15 protein-coding genes and 1 pseudogene are annotated in these 19,732 nt (G+C 35.5%); all 16 read left to right on the plus strand.

Annotated elements, in window-relative coordinates; translation table 11 throughout:
- The first annotated feature begins 137 nt into the window (after nucleotides 1-137).
- Entirely contained in the window at nucleotides 138-1,679 is a 1,542-nt protein-coding gene (locus CHB72_RS19295) for an ABC transporter ATP-binding protein (protein WP_089284511.1), read from the plus strand.
- Between the two features lie 3 nt (nucleotides 1,680-1,682).
- Complete coding sequence (locus tag CHB72_RS19300) at nucleotides 1,683-2,759, plus strand: ABC transporter permease (protein ID WP_089284512.1); 1,077 nt, start codon at nucleotides 1,683-1,685, stop codon at nucleotides 2,757-2,759.
- Nucleotide 2,760: 1 nt separating this feature from the next.
- Nucleotides 2,761-3,687, plus strand: a complete 927-nt coding sequence (locus CHB72_RS19305; protein ID WP_089284513.1) for an ABC transporter permease — start codon at nucleotides 2,761-2,763, stop codon at nucleotides 3,685-3,687.
- A 7-nt stretch (nucleotides 3,688-3,694) separates the two neighbouring features.
- Entirely contained in the window at nucleotides 3,695-5,032 is a 1,338-nt protein-coding gene (locus tag CHB72_RS19310; protein WP_089284514.1) for a dihydrolipoyl dehydrogenase family protein, read from the plus strand.
- Between the two features lie 16 nt (nucleotides 5,033-5,048).
- Entirely contained in the window at nucleotides 5,049-5,798 is a 750-nt protein-coding gene (locus tag CHB72_RS19315; RefSeq protein ID WP_089284515.1) for a nucleoside phosphorylase, read from the plus strand.
- A gap of 297 nt (nucleotides 5,799-6,095) precedes the next feature.
- Nucleotides 6,096-6,212 (plus strand): annotated as a pseudogene (locus tag CHB72_RS28130) (tyrosine-type recombinase/integrase); the annotation flags it as partial.
- 4 nt (nucleotides 6,213-6,216) lie between these two features.
- Nucleotides 6,217-7,110: an SPL family radical SAM protein gene (locus CHB72_RS19325; protein ID WP_330397093.1), complete on the plus strand. Its 894-nt coding sequence runs from the start codon at nucleotides 6,217-6,219 to the stop codon at nucleotides 7,108-7,110.
- 540 nt (nucleotides 7,111-7,650) lie between these two features.
- Nucleotides 7,651-8,346 (plus strand): aspartate/glutamate racemase family protein, encoded by a 696-nt coding sequence (locus tag CHB72_RS19330; RefSeq protein ID WP_089284516.1) that lies wholly within the window; start codon nucleotides 7,651-7,653, stop codon nucleotides 8,344-8,346.
- Between the two features lie 292 nt (nucleotides 8,347-8,638).
- Nucleotides 8,639-9,082 (plus strand): hypothetical protein, encoded by a 444-nt coding sequence (locus CHB72_RS19335; protein ID WP_089284517.1) that lies wholly within the window; start codon nucleotides 8,639-8,641, stop codon nucleotides 9,080-9,082.
- A 162-nt stretch (nucleotides 9,083-9,244) separates the two neighbouring features.
- Nucleotides 9,245-9,979 carry a hypothetical protein gene (locus tag CHB72_RS19340; RefSeq protein WP_089284518.1) on the plus strand — a complete coding sequence of 245 codons (735 nt, stop codon included), beginning with the start codon at nucleotides 9,245-9,247 and terminating at the stop codon, nucleotides 9,977-9,979.
- Between the two features lie 334 nt (nucleotides 9,980-10,313).
- Nucleotides 10,314-13,787, plus strand: a complete 3,474-nt coding sequence (locus tag CHB72_RS19345) for a DNA polymerase III subunit alpha (protein ID WP_089284519.1) — start codon at nucleotides 10,314-10,316, stop codon at nucleotides 13,785-13,787.
- Between the two features lie 253 nt (nucleotides 13,788-14,040).
- The gene (locus CHB72_RS19350) at nucleotides 14,041-14,232 is read left to right on the plus strand and encodes a hypothetical protein (protein ID WP_089284520.1); all 192 of its coding nucleotides are present in this window, start codon (nucleotides 14,041-14,043) and stop codon (nucleotides 14,230-14,232) included.
- A 171-nt stretch (nucleotides 14,233-14,403) separates the two neighbouring features.
- On the plus strand, nucleotides 14,404-15,363 hold the full coding sequence (gene pfkA, locus CHB72_RS19355; protein WP_089284521.1) for a 6-phosphofructokinase: 960 nt from the start codon (nucleotides 14,404-14,406) through the stop codon (nucleotides 15,361-15,363).
- Between the two features lie 16 nt (nucleotides 15,364-15,379).
- Nucleotides 15,380-17,137, plus strand: coding sequence for a pyruvate kinase (gene pyk, locus CHB72_RS19360; protein WP_089284522.1), 1,758 nt, complete (start codon nucleotides 15,380-15,382; stop codon nucleotides 17,135-17,137).
- Between the two features lie 418 nt (nucleotides 17,138-17,555).
- Nucleotides 17,556-18,752 carry an ABC transporter substrate-binding protein gene (locus CHB72_RS19365; RefSeq protein ID WP_089284523.1) on the plus strand — a complete coding sequence of 399 codons (1,197 nt, stop codon included), beginning with the start codon at nucleotides 17,556-17,558 and terminating at the stop codon, nucleotides 18,750-18,752.
- 94 nt (nucleotides 18,753-18,846) lie between these two features.
- A complete protein-coding gene (locus tag CHB72_RS19370) occupies nucleotides 18,847-19,725 on the plus strand; it encodes a branched-chain amino acid ABC transporter permease (RefSeq protein WP_089284524.1) in 879 nt (292 codons plus the stop codon).
- The last annotated feature ends 7 nt before the right edge of the window (nucleotides 19,726-19,732 follow it).

Raw genomic sequence — 19,732 nt, forward strand, 5'->3', positions numbered from 1 at the left:
CTTTTTAAAGCGGGGGGGGGGTTTAGCGCTACACCGAAGGGGAAAATTAGAGCTCTTTTATGATACATAAGGGAGAAGTAGATTACCTACTTCTCCCTTTTCAAAACAAACGCAACCTATAGAGGGGTGAAAGAACAATGGAAGAAAATATTATAGAGCTTAGAGGCATTACCAAGCAGTTTCCTGCTGTTTTGGCTAATGATAATATTAACCTTTCCATTCAAAAAGGTGAAATTCATGCTATTGTAGGTGAAAATGGTGCTGGAAAATCTACCTTAATGAAAATATTATATGGCCTTTTAGAACCTACTAGTGGGGAAATCTTCTTTAAAGGAGAACCCATTAAAATTACCAATCCCTCTATTGCCATCGACCATGGCATCGGGATGGTACATCAACATTTTATGCTGTTACCCTCCTTTACCGTAGCAGAAAATATTGTGCTAGGGACGGAGCCTAGAAGAAGAAAAATATTTATGGATTTTAAGCAAGCCATCGAAATTACAGAAGAATTAGTGAATACTTATGGTTTAAAGGTAAATCCTCATTTAAAGGCAGAGGAAGTTTCAGTAGGAATACAACAGCGGATAGAAATATTGAAGGCCTTACATAAGGGAGCAGACATTTTAATCTTGGACGAACCTACGGCAGTGTTAACACCTCAAGAAACAGAGGAGCTTTTTGTTGTTATTCGAAAACTAGTAAAAGAGTTAAACAAAACTGTGATTATTATTACTCATAAGCTACAGGAGGTTATGGCTTTATCTCATCGTGTTAGTGTAATGCGGCAAGGGAAGCTAGTGGGAACTGTAGATACGAAGGATGCTACGGAACAAATCTTAGCTGAAATGATGGTAGGAAGAGAAGTGCTATTTGATCCATTGGATAAAAAAGAAGTTGAGGGTACTACGGTTTTAGAGGTACAAGAATTAAAGGTGAAGGATAACCGTGGATTATTTGCCTTGAAATCAATAGACCTTAAGCTAAAGTCGGGAGAAATTTTAGGTATCGCAGGAGTTGAAGGTAATGGGCAATCGGAGCTGGTAGAGGCCTTAACTGGGTTAAGAGAGATAGAAAAGGGTCAAATATTAATAGAGAATAAGAATATTACTGGGAAAGATCCTAGAGAAATCAGAGAAATGGGTATGGCCCATGTTCCTGAAGATAGATTAGCAACAGGATTAAGTAAAAAGGCCACCATCACTGAAAACATGATGATGGGAACGCATGACAAAGAGCCTTATGCAATCAAGGGGATTCATATAAACAAAAAACCTATAAGGGAGAGAGCAGAAAGACTGATCAAGGAATTTGATGTACGAACTCCCACCCAGGATGTATTGGTGGAAAACCTATCAGGGGGAAATATGCAGAAAATCATCATTGCTAGAGAGTTTTCCTTTGACACGCCTATTCTTATTATATCCCAACCAACAAGAGGCGTAGATATTGGAGCGATTGAGTTTATTCATAAGGAGATTATAGAAAAACGTAATGAAGGATGTGCTATATTATTGATTTCTGCAGAATTAGATGAGCTCTTTAGGTTATCCGATAGAATGATTACAATCTATGAAGGTGAAATAACAGGAGAATTTATCAATGGAGAAATCAGCAAAAAGGAAATTGGTTTATATATGACTGGCAAACAAAACAAGACTCAAGAAGGGAGGGCATAATTAATGAAGAAATTCATTACGTCAAAAGATACAGAGTATTTGATCTCACTGTTTCTTTCAATAACAGCAGCTTTAATCATTGGAGCCTTGATTATGATGGCCAATGGACGCAGTCCTATTATAGGTTATGCCTCCCTAATAAGAGGAGCCTTTGGATCAAAATACAACATAGCAACTACCTTAGCAAAAACTGTTCCTTTGATTCTAACTGGTTTGGCTACAGCCATTTCCTTTAGAAGCGGCATTTATAATATTGGTGGAGAAGGACAGCTATACTTAGGGGCTTTTGCAGCTGCTTATGTTGGATTTACATTTACAACCTTGCCGGGAGTAATCGGTATATTATTGGCAATTATTGCCGGAGCAATTGTTGGAGCATTATATGCCTTCATACCAGCTTTATTAAAGGTTTACTACAAAATAGATGAAGTAATTACGACCATTATGTTAAACAGTGTAGCAGTTCTTTTCACTGATTATCTAGTGAATTACCCCTTTGCCGCAAATCAAGGGAAAATGGGAGGAACCGACATGGTGGAAACAAGCTATCGCTTATCCCGTCTAATAAGGTTATCTACCCTCAATACAAGTATTTTTATGATGGGTTTTATAGCATTGATAATTTACTACATCATGCAAAAAACCTCCACAGGGTATAGCTTTAAAATGGTGGGACAGAACGCCACCTTTGCTAAATATGGAGGAATTAATGCGAAAAAACAAATGATAGTTGCTATGTTGATTTCAGGAGGGTTGTGTGGTGTTGCAGGGGTTCTTGAGGTTTTAGGAACTCATTATAGATTTCTACAAAACATTTCTCCGGGATTTGCTTTTGACGGGATGCTGGTAGCTTTAATTGTAAAAAACAATCCAATTGGTGTTGTTTTTATGTCTATTTTCTTCGGGGCATTGAAAACAGGCTCCATTGCCATGGAAAACACTACCTCGATTCCTTCAGAGCTGGTATTGGTGATCCAAGCAATTATTATTCTATTTATTGCAGGAGAAGCAGGTTTTAAAAGGATTATCAAAGATTATTTGATGAAAAGAAACTTACAGCAAAAGGTAGGTGGCAAGTAAAATGTTTAAAGAACTATTTAATCTAACATTATTACAAAACACGATAAGAACTGCTACTCCCCTTATTTTAGCTGCCCTTGGTGGATTGTTGACAATGCATAGTGGTATGTTAAACATCGGCATGGAGGGAATGATTTTATTAGGAGCATTTTTTGGCGTTGTAGGCAGCTACTTTTTTGCTAGCTCCCTTGCAGGAGTTGCATTAGCTGTTGTTGTAGGAATCTTGATTGGAGTGATCTTTGGCTTTTTCGTTATTGAATTAAAGGCAGATGAATTTATTATTGGCATTGCCATTAATATACTCGCTGGAGGACTTACAATTTTTTTATTAAGAAGCATGTTTGGTGTAAAGGGAGCCTTTTCTTCACCAGGGATTATATCACTACCAAGGCTAAACTTCCCGTCCCTGAAGGGAATACCTTTTTTAGATGTCATTTTTAATAACCATTCAGTTTTTGTTTATATCAGCTGGATTTTGGTGATATTAACCTATTTGTTCTTATACAAAACTCCCTATGGTATGTGGATAAGAGCTGCAGGAGAGCATCCTGAGGCATTGGAAACCACGGGAGTGAGCGCTAGAAAAATGAAATATATTAGTTCAATTATTTGCGGTGTTTTCTGTGGTTTTGCAGGGGCCCATCTATCCTTGGGGTACTTAACATTGTTTACTGAAAACATGAGCGCCAATAGAGGATTTATTGCCTTAGCCGCTATTATATTTGGCGCCTCTAATCCTCTAAAAACCTTTGGAGCTGCTTTGTTATTTGGATTCTTTGATGCTTTAGGTATCCGACTGCAGGTGGTAGGTATACCTTCACAATTTACGCAAATGATTCCCTATCTAGTAACAGTAATTGCATTGTTTATTATTACTAAAAAACACCTAACAAAGGTAAAAAAAGTTGGAGAAAAGGAAGGAGCATAATAGGAAGATGAAGGTATGGGAGTATGATGTGGTAGTTATTGGAGGAGGCCCTGCAGGATATTATTGCGCTCTTCAGTGTAGTAAAGGAGGGCTCAAGGTTGCTCTTGCAGAAAAAGAGGAACTGGGAGGTACTGGCCTTCGATGGGGTTGTCTACCAGTTAAAAAAATATTAGATGATTGCAAAGTTCTAAATAGATTGAAGATAGGGGCAGATGATCTATATAGAGGACTTTTAAGTAAAAGAATAGGCAGCTATAAAGAAGAAATGGTAATAGTAGAAGAAAAAATGAAGGAGAAGCTTTTAGAAGCCAAGGTTGACTTATATTTTGGTGAAGGGGCTTTTCTTGATCAGTATACCTATCAAGTAGAAGAAAATGTTTTAAAAACAACTTATATGGTTATAGCAACGGGCACATCTCCCTGTGGTTTCGAGGGCTTTGAAGTTGATGGAGAGACAATCGTTGCTCATAAAGAAGTCGTTAATTTTACAAGCTTGCCAGAAACTATAATAATCATTGGCGGGAATGTAGAAGGATGTGAGTTTGCCTCTTTGTTTGCAGAATTTGGTGTAAAGGTAATCCTTGTTGAAAAGCAGCAGGAGATTTTACAAGGAAATGATAAAGATTTAGTTGAGCCGCTAGAGATGTATTTGGAAAGCCTGGATGTAGAAATATATAAGGGTTTAGGAGCAAAAACCATACAGTATCATCAGGATAATAAGATAACTATTGTGTTGGATGATAATAGGGAACTTGAGACTGAGAAGGTTCTTGTTACAGGAGGAAGAAAGCCCAACTTTCCTACAGGTATAGAGGATCTTGGTATACATCTAGAAAAAGATAGAATTATTGTAGATACAGATTTAAAAACCAATGTTCCTAATATTTACGGCATAGGAGATATTAATGGCATACTAGGGATGGCCCATGTAGCGATTCAACAGGGGATTGCAGTAGCTGATCATATAATATTTAAAAACAAAGTGACAATGCAATATAAAGAATTGCCCAGAGCTATATTTACTATACCGGAAATTGCTGGCGTGGGCTATCAAGAGTTTGAATTATTAGAGGCAGGTATCTCCTATAAAAAAGGAATCTGTAAGCTTTCTGATACTTGGAGAGGTTTTTCAAAGGGCATTACTGAAGGATTTGTCAAAGTATTGGTAGGAGAAAATGACAAATTGCTAGGTATTTGGATGGTGGGTGATGATGTATCAGAGTACGTGGGCTTAATGGGTATATTGATTGAAAAGGAGATAACAGTTAAAGAAATAAAAAGCAACTTAATGGTACATCCTAGCTTAACTGAATCAATATTAGAAGCAATATTAAATGTTGAATAATAGGAAGGTGAGCATCATGAAACAACCTCATATTTTATGTGATTCCAATGATATAGCAAAATATGTGATTCTCCCAGGAGATCCTGAGAGGGTATTAAGGGCAGCAGCCCATATGGAGAACTGGAAAGAAGTAGCTACCAACAGAGAATTTAAAACCGTTACCGGTTATTATAAGGGTATACCTATAACCATCACTTCTACAGGCATAGGAGGACCCTCCGCAGCCATCGCAATAGAAGAATTAATTGCCTGTGGAGCTAAATACTTTATCCGTATAGGCAGTGGAGGAGCTGTGCAGCAGAATATTGAAATTGGTGATACCATTATTGCCACAGCTGCTGTGAGGGAGGATGGAGCTTCAAAAATGTACATACAAGAAAACTATCCTGCTGTAGCGGATTTTAATCTAACGAATATTATCTTAACTACCTGTGAAGCATTGAAATATAGATATTATTCTGGAATTGTACGAAGTCATGATTCCTTCTATATTGACCACGAAGAAGAAATGATGGAGTTTTGGAATCATAAGAAGGTGTTGGCCTCTGATATGGAAACAGCTATACTCTTTACAATTGCTCAATTACGTGGAGTCTATGCCGCTAGTATACTAAATAATGTAGTAAAATATCAAGCTGATATCAAGGATGGTATCAATGACTATGTGGAAAGCGATGAACTAGCTGCAGAAGGAGAAAAAAAAGAAATTATATTGGCTCTAGAATCTATAGCAGAACTGCATCATAGAAATAGTAAAGCTAGTTAAATATATTGATTAAAATAAAGTCCTAAGGAGTTCTAAAGAGTAAAACCTTTGAAAGTCTCTAGGGCTTTTTTGGTACTAAGAGTTGTGATGTTTCTAAGAATTTTACTGTTTAGCAAATCTATTGTAGTCTACTGTATTACTGACCTAGAGAGATTGCTCAAGATATTATATCTTATTAGGGCAAGTGTTTTTTTGACGTTTATAAATTGAGTGTATTTTTACAATTAATGTCATTTTATGTAAAAATAGAAGGATATGGATATTATTTGAGGAATTACGTAAAAGCACTCCTTTTCAACTCATCTGCTAGAAGGAGGAACAGATTTGATATATATTCAAGAGTTGTTAGGACATAGTAGTTCAAAAACAACAGAAATATATACCCGTGTATCAAAAACTAATATTGAGAGGTGAAATAGTGGTAAATTATAAAGAAATGACCTGTTCTATAGCTCTTAACAAACTAAAAAGGAAAATGCCATTTGCATGGGATTTAAATATATATCGTGGTTGTGAACATGGGTGTAAATACTGTTATGCCATGTACTCACATCGGTATTTAGATTCTGAGCAGTATTTTGATGATATATATGTAAAAACTAACATTGTAGAGCAGTTGGAAAAGCAGCTAAGCAGTCCTTCTTGGAAAAGAGAAATCGTCAATATTGGCGGGGTAACGGACAGCTATCAGCCAATAGAAGCACAATATAAATTGATGCCTGACATTCTACGACTGATGATAAAATATAAAACGCCCTGCATCATTTCCACAAAGTCAGATTTAATTTTGAGGGATTATGATTTAATCGCAGAGCTCACAAATATTACCTATGTCAATGTTGCCGCGACCATTACCTGTATGAATGAAAATATCCGTAGAAAGATAGAGCCAAATGGAATAGAATCTCTTAAAAGGTTTGCAATGTTAAAAGAGTTTGCAAAGACGAATGCTTCCACGGGACTGCATTTCATGCCGATTATCCCCTATCTCACAGATGGTCGGGATAATGTTAATGCTTTGTATGCTCATGCAAAGGATTGTAAGGTGGATTATGTTCTCCCTGGAACTCTTTATTTAAGGGGGAAAACACGAGTAGTATTCTTTGATTTTATAAAGCAGGAGTTTCCTGATTTGTATGAGCCATTGCAAACCCTATACAAAATAGGTGGTGCAAGCAAGGAATATAAGAATAAACTGTATATGATGGTAAATGAAGTGAAAGCCAAGTATAATCTTTCAGGTAGCTATTCAAAGCCAATGAAAGAAAAGCTTAATCAATCAGATAATATTCAATTATCACTCTTTAATTAAGAGGTAGACGGAATTAGGATTAGAGAAATATTAAGACCTTACTCAGATTCAGACTTATCATTAAATCGCCCTAGTGATTCGGCGGCAGAGAACTGCCCAGCTTGTGGAAAAGAAGTCTCGTTACAAGAAAAAGAGTGCCCGTCATGTGGGCTCCGGTTAATAGATTAAATTTTCACTTACTAAATAATGACTAGGGTTAAGAATTTATTATCAATAGTCATAGTGTATGGGGGGGAAACGGATTTGTACTAATTTACCACAAGTAAGTTTTATTTCAATGGATCATAACACAATGGGTTATCAATCATAGATTTTCAAAGAAGACTGTAGGACTAAGGTTTTTTGTATGCTTGATATGAAGAGAAATGTCAAGAACTCGGGAGGACCTGTAGGTTCCAGCAATAAGTTGGTAGACCTATCCAATCGAAAAATAGGACGGTCAATGACACTACAGGGTTCGGATCAACTCATAGTACTTTGGTTAAAAATATATACTTTAGAGTAGAAAGTAAACTTGTTTATTAAAAGGAGATAGAACACATGAGCCAAAAACTAATTGGAATTTTAGCTGGAATGGGTCCAAGGTCAACAGCACCATTTATTAACTTAGTTATTGATGAATGTCAACTTCAATATGGTGCTAAGTACGATGAAGAATTTCCCAAAATGATGATATATTCATTGCCTACTCCATTTTATATTGACCGACCAATAAATCATGAACTAATGAAAAAAACTGTTATTGAAGGATTACAAAAACTTCAGTCTATAGGTGTGAGTTTTATTGCAATGCCATGCAATTCAGCCCATATATATTATAAGGAATTACAAGAATCGATTAATATCCCTTTATTAAATATCATAGATGAAACCATTAAAGAACTACCTATAGTTTCACAAAAAGTAACTCTATTTTCAACAAGTTCAACATTTCAGTCAGAAGTTTATCAAAAAGGTATAACAAATGGTAGTCATGAATTCATTTTTAAAGATGGATGGCAAACAGAGTTAAATAATCTTATTCAAAGCATAAAAATAGATAAAGAGAGTAATGAGAATATTGGTATTTGGAACAAACTTATCGAAGATGTGAAAAAGGAGTCTATTGAAAATATAGTGATAGCTTGTACTGATTTAAATATAGTATTAGAGAAAGCAAATCCTTCAATTGATGTAATTGACTCATCAAAATGTTTAGCTAAATCAGTTGTTAGTAAATATTTAGAGTTGGGCTAATGAAGCTAGTCCATTCTTAATACACTAAAGAAAAAGGTAATTCTCCTCACTTATATAGGTTATAGTGGCAGATCAGATAGAAAATGTGCAACAAGTGTTATATTTGTTAAATAATATAAGGAAAAAAATGCGTCATGAGTAGGGGTGACCTGTGGTCGCCTAATTCCATATACATTCGGACGACCACAGGTCGTCCCTACTTCAAAACGTTAGGCAAAATGCATTGCTTTTATCTGAAGTATATTGATTCAGAGTTGAACAAATAAATTATTTGAAATTGTTGAGGTGTATCATGGATAAATATAAGTTTGGTGAGTGGATAATTGAATTTGATAGGGTAAAGACTGAAGAATACTACAAAAATATCTGCGAAGGCTGCACCTGCGCTTATTGTATAAATTATAGAGAAAATCTCAAATCGTTAACTAACGATATAGAGGAGTTCTTTAGTAAATTAGGAATAGATCCATTAAAAGAAGGAGAATTTATTGAATTTGGTGAAATTGAGCCAGGAATAAGGCATTATTCAGGGTTTTATCATTTTGTTGGTAATATCATTGACGGCCCGAAGTTTTCATCTCTTCATTGGGATAAAGAAAAGATGTTAAAAGTGGGGAGCTATTTTTTGGGCTTTAGTGATGAAATCGAATTGCTTCCTAATGACTTCCCAAAACCAGTGGTTCAATTAGAGTTTGAAGTGTCTTTACCATGGATTATAGAAGAAAAACCTAAATAATAAGGGATCCAATTCAAGAGTTTTTATGGTGTTCGATACACTAATGATGAAGGATTTTAAACTGAACAAAATCATTTATGAGCGTACGATTAGAAACAAACAAGAATTGAAGAAAACATATGAATATATAGAAATAAACTCATTAAAAGGAGAGAAAAGAAGATGAGAAGTAATATGGTCAAGGAAAATAAAATATTTACTATAGTGATTCTGGCTATATTTATATCAATGTTTACAGTACATAGTAGCTATGGGAATTCAGCTGAGCCACCATCCATACTGATTATCGTTCCCAATGCACCAGATGACTTGGAAATAAGCGTTGGAACTGGAGATGCTTTTACAGAGGCTAGAGAAACAAATAAATTAATTGAAACCCATTATACTTTTTATTCCCGCGAAATCCGAATGGTTTCTGATTATACATTTACCATCAGTACAGGGAACATCAACTATGAAATAGCTTTGGAGAAACCACTAAAATTATATAATAATATATATACATTAGATTTGGATGCTCAAACACTGACGCCTGGAAAATTGTTATCAAGATCCATTTTATTAGTTTCCATGCGCATCATTTTAACACTTATTATAGAAGGAATTCTATTCTGGCAATTTGGTTTTAGAAACAAAGAATCATGGATAGCTTTTCTTATGATAAATTTGGTTACTCAAGGAGCATTAAATATTTGGATTAATGGATTTCCTCCTGCTCAGAGTTATTTGGTCTTTTCACTGATATTTGCTGAAATAATTATAGTTATCGTTGAGATATTATCATTTTTAATCCTTGTAAAAGAGCATTCTGGGCCTCGGAAGGTATCATATGCTCTTGTTGCAAATGTCTTAAGTTTAATTGCTGGTGGTTACATCATTACAATGCTACCTATATAATAGTTGATGTAATAAATAATCAACGATGCATATTGAATATTATGCGAAGGATTATAGGTATGAGAGACGATACTACTTCCTATAGCAGAGGCTTAGCAGATATCTGGAAGAGGGTTTCGAAGGAAGGGTATAGGTTAGATAATGTATAAGAATTTGAGATAATTTATTTAAGTTTTGATATTAATGGCGGTGAAGAACACTTTTTCAAGCCATAGTTTTTTGTTTTGAAATGAAATATATTTCCTCTTCCAGTCTCTTTCAATCCCAACAAGAATATGATAAATTTAATGTATGAAAAAAAGTATGCTGTGCTGCCGAAGGGATGTGATATTGGATGAGTAAAGGTTTTGCACACCTTCATGTACATACGGAATACAGTCTTTTGGATGGTTTCACAACCATCAATAAAGTGATGGACAGAGTAAAAGAACTGGGTATGAAGGCGATAGCCATTACTGACCATGGAACGATGTTTGGTGTAGTAGATTTTTATAAAGCAGCTATAAAAAAAGGAATTAAACCCATTATAGGCTGCGAAGTTTATACGGCTTCTCGAGGGATGAGAGACAAGGATCCCAATAAAGATAAATATCAAGGACATTTAGTTTTATTAGCTAAAAATATGGAGGGATATCAAAACTTACTTAAGCTTGTATCCCACTCTTATTTATATGGGTTTTATTATAAGCCTAGAGTTGATTATGAGGAGCTAGCCAAATATAGCGACGGATTAATTGCTTTGAGTGCTTGTTTAGCAGGAGATATTCAACAGCATTTAATGAAAAACAATTATGAAAAGGCTAAAGAAATAGCACTTCAGCTTCAGGACATTTATGGTAAAGATAATTTCTATCTAGAACTACAGGATCATGGACTGAAGGAACAAAAAGAAGTAAATTATCAACTGCTTAAGCTTAGCAGAGAGACTAAAATACCTCTAGTGGCAACCAATGATGTTCACTATGTTAATAAAGAGGATGCAGAACCCCATGATATCCTACTTTGTATTCAAACAGGCAAGATACAGGAAGATAAGGATAGAATGAAGTTTCCAAATGAAGAGTTTTACTTGAAAAGTACTGAAGAAATGAGGGATTTGTTTCCCTATGCTGAAGAAGCTTTAGAAAATACAGGAAAAATCGCGGAGGATTGTAATGTAGAATTTGATTTTAATACAATACATCTTCCTCAATATGATACACCAGAGGGTTATGATGTACAAGAATATTTAAGAAAGCTATGCTATGAAGGTTTGGAGCAAAGGTATAAAAATCCCGCAGAAACCTTGAAGGACAGACTAGAATATGAGCTTAAGGTTATCGAAGAAATGGGTTATGCAGAGTATTTTTTAATTGTTTGGGACTTTATAAAGTATGCTAAAGACAATAGTATCCCTGTTGGACCAGGTAGGGGAAGTGCTGCAGGTAGTATCGTTGCCTATACATTAGGGATAACAGATATTGACCCTATACGATATAATCTTATCTTTGAACGTTTTCTGAACCCTGAGAGAATCTCTATGCCAGATATTGATATCGATTTTTGTTATGAGAGACGTGAGGAAGTCATTAACTATGTTAAAGATAAATATGGAGAAGAGAAGGTAGCACAAATCATTACCTTTGGAACAATGGGGGCCAGGGCTGCTATTCGAGATGTTGGGAGAGTAATCAATATGCCCTACAATGTAGTGGATCGAATAGCAAAAGAAATCCCCTTTGCTATAGGTATGACCATTCGTAAAGCGCTAGAAATGAACCCTCAATTCAAGAATCTTTATGAGGAGGATGAGGAAGCCAAATATTTAATTGAGATGGCTAAAAAACTAGAGGGTATGCCTAGACATGCTTCTACTCACGCTGCTGGGGTAGTAATCTCCAAAAAAGCTTTAGATGAGCATGTGCCTTTATATGTCCATGACAACAGTGCAACTACTCAATTCACCATGGGGACCCTAGAGGAATTAGGCTTATTAAAGATGGATTTCTTAGGATTAAGAACCCTAACTGTTATAAGGGATGCCATTGATTTAGTGGAGAAAAACCACAACATAAAAATTGATTTCTCAACTTGTAATTATGAGGACGAAAAGGTATATCAGCTTATTAGTAGAGGAGAAACTTTAGGTTTGTTTCAGTTAGAGAGTGCTGGCATGATTCAGTTTATGAAGGAATTAAAGCCTAGTTCTATTGAGGATATCATTGCAGGTATATCTCTCTATCGACCAGGACCAATGGATTCTATCCCTCAGTATGTTGCATGCAAAAATGATCCTTCTAAAGTAGAATACTTACATGAAAGTCTCAAACCCATATTGGAAGTAACCTATGGTTGCTTGGTTTATCAGGAGCAGGTAATGCAGGTAGTAAGAGATTTGGCAGGCTATAGCTACGGTAGAAGTGATCTAGTACGAAGAGCTATGGGGAAAAAGAAAAGAAGTGTCATGGAGGAGGAGAGGCAATACTTCATCTATGGGAAGGTGGATGAACAGGGAGACATTGAAATTTCTGGTTGCATCAGGAATGGGGTTCCAGAGAATGTTGCCAATAAAATCTACGACGATATGATCGACTTTGCTAATTATGCCTTCAATAAATCCCATGCAGCTGCTTATGCAGTCTTAGGATATCAAACAGCCTACCTAAAAACCTACTATCCAGTTGAATTTATGGCGGCTTTAATAACCAGTGTAATGGGTAATACAACAAAGGTAGCCCAGTACATTCAAGACTGTAAAAGAATGGGGATTGAAATTTTACCCCCTGACATTAATAAAAGCTTTAGTACATTTACAGTGGAAGGAAATAAAATACGCTTTGGATTGGCCGCTGTTAAAAATGTAGGGGTGAACATGATTGACTCTCTAGCTAAAGCTAGAGAGGAAAAAGGAAAATTCACCAGCTTTACGGAATTTTGCCAAAGAGTAGAATCAAAAGATTTAAATAAAAGAGCTGTAGAAAGCTTGATAAAGTGTGGAGCATTTGATGATTTTAAGGTATATAGAGCTCAGCTAATGGCTGCATATGAAAGAATATTAGAGAGTGTAGGACAAGATAAAAAAAGGAATATTGAAGGGCAAATCGGCTTGTTTGATATGACCAATGACACAGCTATAGCCTTTAAAGAAGATGTATTACCTAATATAAAAGAATTTAATGACAAAATTAAACTAACTATGGAAAAAGATGTATTAGGTTTATATATCAGTGGACATCCTTTAGCAGAATATCAACAGGAGTTAAAGTATTTTGTGAATGTCAACAGCAATGACTTAGTAGAGATGATGGAAAACCCTCAAGAAGCCAAATATAAGGATGGAGAAATCGTAAGAGTTGGGGGTATTATACTAGAAAAGACGACAAAAACTACAAAAAATAATCAATTGATGGCCTTTGTTATTTTAGAAGATTTGTTTGGCACAATAGAATGTATTATATTTCCAAGAACCTTAAGCGAGCATTCTAACTTGTTACAGGAGGATTACTTTGTTATTATAGAAGGAACCCTTAATATGAAAGATGAAGAAAAACCTAAAATTTTAGCAAACAAGGTAAAGCCCTTAAAAAAAATGGAGGCAGATAAATTATACATTCGAATTGAAGAAAAAGAAGATATTATTTTGCTAGAAAAAGCAAAGAATATTTTTAGAAAGTATCATGGTAATGTGCCTGTCTATGTTTATATTGAAAAGGAAAATAAAACCTTTAGAGCAGAAAGAGATCTATGGGTAAAATTAAATAGTGAATTAATGAAGGAATTAATAGGAGTTTTTGGTGATAAATCAGTTAAAGTTAAGTCTATTTCGTAAGATGGACTTCCTTAAGGAAGTCGTTAAAAAATTATTATCATCTAGAAAGAATTCTATTTGAAAATAATCGACAAATTATATATAATTGTTAGTAGGAAAGTCCTTCCTAGAATGATCTATAGGATGACTTTCATGAAACCAATTACGAAAATTATAATTTGCTTATAATTACACAGAGCATATAATGTCCTATTGCTTAAAAGACATGCACCTTGGACAAGATTTAAATGTCAATGGTAAAGGAGGCCTTAAAATGTGGACAGTAGTATACATGGCAAATACTAGAGATGATGCTGAATATATCGAGAAAATCTTAACCAAAGAAGGCTTCTTAGTAAAGATAAAACCGATTAGCAAAAACAATGATAGGGGAACCTGTGAAGTACTAGTTCCTAGATCTGAAGTAGAGGAGGCACACACATTACTGTTTCATCAAGGGCTGTAGAAGTTAATGCTGTTACCTATAAATACATAAGGGTTTTCTCTTATGTATTTCAAAAACAATAACCTTCAGAATTTTTGAAAAATAGCAAAGAATTTGTGGTACAATTAAGTGGGATATAATTTGTTTATAGGGACGAAATTAGACCCTGTAGGATGGAATGGAGGTAATAACATGAATACAATAGGAGTATTAACCAGCGGAGGTGATTCCCCTGGTATGAATGCTGCCATAAGAGCTGTGGTAAGAAATGCAATTTCTAATGGGTGCAAGGTGTTAGGGGTTAAAAGAGGCTATGACGGATTAATCAATGGACAACTAGAGGAAATGAATTTGTCCTCTGTTGCAGATATTATACATAGAGGTGGCACCATATTAAGAACAGCCCGCAGTGAAGAATTTAGAACAGAAGAAGGAAGAATGAGAGCATTAAACGTATTAAAAGTATTTGGGATAGAAGGTTTAGTGGTAATTGGTGGAGATGGCTCCTTCAGAGGGGCACAAAAGCTTAGTGAACTAGGAATACCAACAATTGGTGTGCCGGGAACCATTGATAATGATTTAGCCTATACCGATTATACAATTGGATTTGATACTGCTATGAATACTGTAGTAGATGCTATAAGTAAAATTAGAGATACGTCTGCTTCCCATGGTAGAGCTAATATTATAGAGGTTATGGGAAGACATTGTGGTGATATTGCTCTATATGCTGGGTTAGCTGGTGGTGCGGAAAGTATTATTATTCCAGAAGTAGGTTTGGACATCGACCAAGTTTGTAAAAAGCTTATAAAAGGGAAAAATAGAGGAAAACTACATAGTATTATCGTTCTTGCAGAAGGTGTAGGAGGAGCAATTGAGCTTGGAGGTGTTATTGAAGAAAAAACAGGTATAGAAACAAGAGCAACAATTTTAGGTCATATACAAAGAGGAGGAAGCCCAACAGCATTCGATAGAATATTAGCCAGTAAAATGGGTGCAAAGGCTGTAGATTTATTGTTAGAAGGCAAAGGTAGTCTTGTTGTTGGTGTACAAGGAAATAAGACTTTTAGTATAGATATTGACGAAGCCTTAAGTTTAGAAAAAAAATTAGAAGAAGATGCTTATCAATTAGCTGATATTTTATCGATATAAAGGGAGGAAAAAAACTGTGAAGAAAACCAAAATTGTATGTACTTTAGGACCTGCTAGTGAACAAAGAGAAGTGTTTAAACAATTAGTTGAAAATGGATTAAATGTTGCGAGAATGAACTTTTCCCATGGAAATCATGAAGAGCATGGTAAGAGAATAGAAACCGTTAAATCCGTAAGAGAAGAATTAAATGTACCTATAGCTATCCTTTTAGATACAAAGGGGCCAGAAATACGAACTGGTAAATTCAAAGATCCAGAGGTACTGCTAAAGGAAGGACAAAAATTTACTATTACTACAAGAGAAGTACTAGGAGACGATACAATTTGTAATGTGAGTTATACTGAATTAGCAGAAGATGTTAAAGAAGGAGACCAAATCTTAATAGATGATGGTTTAGTTGGATTAACAGTACAAAAAATTACAAATGGAACTGATATCGAATGTATTGTTGAAAACGCAGGAATTGTAAAAAACCATAAGGGTGTTAATGTACCAGGTGTAAAAATTAATCTTCCAGCTATTACAGAAAAGGACAGAGGTGACATTGAGTTTGGTATAAAAATGGACATCGATTTTATTGCTGCCTCCTTTGTAAGAAAGGCTGAAGATGTATTAGCTATTAGGAAAATACTAGAGGAAAACAATGCAGTGAACATCCAAATTATTTCTAAGATAGAAAACCAAGAGGGTGTAGACAATTTAGATGAAATCATTGAAGTATCTGATGGGATTATGGTAGCTAGAGGAGACCTAGGGGTAGAAATTCCTACAGAGGAAATACCTTTAGTTCAAAAATTGATGATTGAGAAATGCAATAAGGTAGGAAAACCAGTTATTACAGCTACGCAAATGCTGGATTCTATGATGAGGAATCCTAGACCTACCCGTGCTGAGGTTACAGATGTAGCTAATGCTATTTTAGATGGTACAGATGCCATTATGCTATCTGGTGAAACTGCTGCAGGGAAATACCCTATTGAAGCTGTAAAAACTATGATGACAATTGCCAAGAGAACAGAAGAATCTATAAACTATAGAGAACTGCTTCGAAGTAAAGCTGTAGAAAAGGAAACTACCATAACAGATGCTATTAGTAATGCCACCTGTGTAACAGCTATGGATCTACAGGCATCCGCTATCATAACCGCTACTTCTTCAGGTCATACTGCAAGAATGGTAGCAAAATTTAGACCTAAGGCGCCTATTATTGCTGCTACTACAAAGGAAAGTGTCAGAAGAAGATTGAGTTTAGTATGGGGTGTCTACTCAGTGATAACAGAAGAGCTACAATCAACTGATGATATAATCGAGTTGTCGGTACAAAGGGCATTAGAACAAGGCATGATTCAAAGAGGTGAATTAATAGTCATCACAGCAGGTGTCCCTGTAGGTGTGGCAGGAACTACAAATTTAATTAAAGCCCACATTGTTGGAGATATCCTATTATCAGGAACAGGCATTGGCAAAAAGTCAGCTACTGGCAGAGTTGTAGTTTTAGATGCTACAAAAGAAGATGGTAATGGCTTAAAAGAAGGAGATGTATTAGTAACACAATTCACTGATAAAGATTTAATGCCTTATATAGAAATGGCAGGAGCCATTGTAACAGAAGAGGGTGGATTAACCAGTCATGCAGCTATTGTAGGCTTAAACCTTGGCAAACCTACAGTAGTAGGCGCGGAGTTAGCTACAAAAAAGCTAAAGAATGGAGACATTGTAACGGTAGATGCTAATACAGGATTAATTTATAGTGGCAAAACAAGAGTTCTTTAATTAACATATTTTTTACCTATTATTAACACAATAATAGCTTGAGTTTCATATAATGTAAATATGTAATAAACATTCTCCCCCTTTATTCATATAAATGATATAAAGGAACACTTTAAGGAGTCTACAAACAATAGTAGGCTCTTTTTTTTGCTGTTATGTAGTAAAATACAAGGCATGTTTCATATGAATTGCTCATATATAAGAAAAGAAAGTACTAGCATATTTTATAAAAAACACTTATAATTAAAAAATAGAAAATATTCCTAATAGATGAAAAACTTGTATTGTTTTGTGCTTTATTATATTGAACATTTCTTATTATCAATGAAACCAAGGTGGTGATGCCTTTGTAGAATATGAGAGAAAAGAAAAGATTCAATGAAAAAGGCTATAAATAAAAGAATTAGGGGGAGAAAAAATGAAAAAAAGAGCTTTCTTTTTATTAATCTCTACAGTAATAATTTTATCTTTATTAGTTACGGGGTGTAGTCCAAAGCCAACTGAGCCTGCTGCAATAGATGAGCCTACTGAAGATGTAGATGTTGAGGTAGTGAATGTTGGTTGGATAGGTTCCTTAACTGGTGACCAAGCTGTATGGGGTAACTGCGAATTCAACACGGTAAAAATGTTATTCGAAGAAATAAATGAAAATGGGGGATTGCTAGGTAAGCAGATTAATGTAATTGGATATGATACCCGTGGAGATGCTATGGAAGCGGTTAACGCTGTAAGAAGATTAACATCTCAAGACAAGATCGTAGCGCTTATCGGTCCAAATGCCAGTGGTCAAGCTATCGCTATTTCTTCTGTGCTAGAAGAGATGAAGGTGCCAGGCATAGCTACTGTTGCTACGAACCCTAAAGTAACTGTTGACGACAATGGTCAAGTAAAGCCTTTTAACTTTAGAGTATGCTTTATCGATCCATACCAAGGCGCAGTTGCTGCTGGATATGCTAAGGATGTATTAGGATTTACAAAAGCTGCTATTCTATATGACGTAGCAGATGACTATTCTCAAGGATTAACCGAGTTCTTTGAGATGACATTTAAAGAAAAAGGTGGAGAAATCGTTGCTAAGGAAGGCTTCAAGTTTGGAGATGTAGATTTTAGACCTCAATTAAGTAAAATTAAAGAAGCGAACCCAGAAGTATTATTCATGCCTTACTTCTTTAAAGAAGCTGCTTTAAGTGCGAATCAAGCGAGAGAATTAGGCATTGATGCTGTACTAATGGGTGGAGATGGTTGGCCATCAGAAGTATTAATAGAAATGGCGAAAGAAGCCATTGAAGGCAGCTATATTGTTAACCATCTAGACTTTGCAGACCCAGATGTTCAAGATTTTAAAGCTACATATACTGCAAAATATAACTTACCTGTAGAATTGAATGGATATCTTGCCTATGATGCAGTTAGAGTGCTAGAACAAGCTATTCAGAATGCAGACAGCTTCGATTCTGTAGCCATAAGAGATGCCTTAAAGACTGTAAGTGTTAAGGGTATAACAGGACAAATCAACATTAGTGCAGATACTCACAATCCTGAAGGGAAAGATGCTGCTATTATAAAGATTGTAGATGGGGATTATATATTCCAACAAAAATACTCAGCAGAGTAGTTGTCTAGAGAGGGTTCTACCCTCTCTATTCTACAATCATAGGTTGCATATTGAAATAATCAGCTACTGAGGAATATCGTAAAGGAGGTAAGTTATGTCTGCATTTTTACAGCAAATGATTAATGGGTTATCCATTGGAAGTGTTTATGCATTAATGGCGGTTGGATATTCCCTAGTTTATAGTATTATGAACTTCAGTAACTTTGCCCATGGTGGAGTTATTATGATTGGTGCATATATGGGCTTTTTTTTAATGACTGCATTAGAACTTCCTTTTGCAGTGGCTTTTGTTTTAGCTGCTATTGGTGCAGGACTTTTGGCTGTTTCTTTAGAGCGCATAGCCTATAGACCGCTAAGAAAAAGAAATGCTCCTTTTTTATACTTTATTATTTCTGCAATGGGAGCTTCCATATTCTTAGAAAATATTGTAGTTGCAACAATAGGTCCTACCTTTAGAACTTATCCTAAAGTTTTCTCTTCAACACCATTTCAATTTGGGCAAATATCAGTAGGTAGATTAGATGCTATTATGTTTCTAATATCGGGCATTAGCTTGATGATGTTAGTTTATATCATAGAAAAAACCAAAACTGGAATGGCAATTAAATCAACAGCCTACAGTATTCGAGCTAGTACTTTGATGGGTGTCAACACTGATAGAATTATTTTTATCGTATTCGGGTTAGGTGGAGTATTGGCAGGGATTGCCGGTGTATTATTTGGTATGAAATATACAGTCTACCCGCAAATTGGCTTTATCACTATGAAATCCTTTATAGCAGCTGTATTTGGTGGGCTAGGTAGTCTTCCAGGAGCAGTAATCGGTTCGATCTTATTAGGAGTAATAGAAACCTTAACTGCTGGTTACTTTTCGTCACAGTATAGAGACCTGATTGCCTTTATATTGCTAATTGCTGTATTAATTTGGAGACCAAGTGGCCTTATGGGCAAAATTACTGAGGATAAGGCATAGGGGGTGA

Origin of the sequence: Anaerovirgula multivorans, assembly GCF_900188145.1 — a bacterium.
Taxonomy (GTDB): Bacteria; Bacillota; Clostridia; order Peptostreptococcales; family Natronincolaceae; genus Anaerovirgula; species Anaerovirgula multivorans.

Coding starts and splice junctions, on each gene's coding strand:
- CHB72_RS19335 (WP_089284517.1), top strand. CDS start 8,639: ATGGATAAATATAAGTTTGGTGAGTGGATAATTGAATTTGATAGGGTA.
- CHB72_RS19365 (WP_089284523.1), top strand. CDS start 17,556: ATGAAAAAAAGAGCTTTCTTTTTATTAATCTCTACAGTAATAATTTTA.
- CHB72_RS19340 (WP_089284518.1), top strand. CDS start 9,245: ATGAGAAGTAATATGGTCAAGGAAAATAAAATATTTACTATAGTGATT.
- CHB72_RS19315 (WP_089284515.1), top strand. CDS start 5,049: ATGAAACAACCTCATATTTTATGTGATTCCAATGATATAGCAAAATAT.
- CHB72_RS19295 (WP_089284511.1), top strand. CDS start 138: ATGGAAGAAAATATTATAGAGCTTAGAGGCATTACCAAGCAGTTTCCT.
- CHB72_RS19305 (WP_089284513.1), top strand. CDS start 2,761: ATGTTTAAAGAACTATTTAATCTAACATTATTACAAAACACGATAAGA.
- CHB72_RS19345 (WP_089284519.1), top strand. CDS start 10,314: ATGAGTAAAGGTTTTGCACACCTTCATGTACATACGGAATACAGTCTT.
- CHB72_RS19310 (WP_089284514.1), top strand. CDS start 3,695: ATGAAGGTATGGGAGTATGATGTGGTAGTTATTGGAGGAGGCCCTGCA.
- CHB72_RS19300 (WP_089284512.1), top strand. CDS start 1,683: ATGAAGAAATTCATTACGTCAAAAGATACAGAGTATTTGATCTCACTG.
- CHB72_RS19350 (WP_089284520.1), top strand. CDS start 14,041: ATGTGGACAGTAGTATACATGGCAAATACTAGAGATGATGCTGAATAT.
- pfkA (WP_089284521.1), top strand. CDS start 14,404: ATGAATACAATAGGAGTATTAACCAGCGGAGGTGATTCCCCTGGTATG.
- CHB72_RS19330 (WP_089284516.1), top strand. CDS start 7,651: ATGAGCCAAAAACTAATTGGAATTTTAGCTGGAATGGGTCCAAGGTCA.
- CHB72_RS19370 (WP_089284524.1), top strand. CDS start 18,847: ATGTCTGCATTTTTACAGCAAATGATTAATGGGTTATCCATTGGAAGT.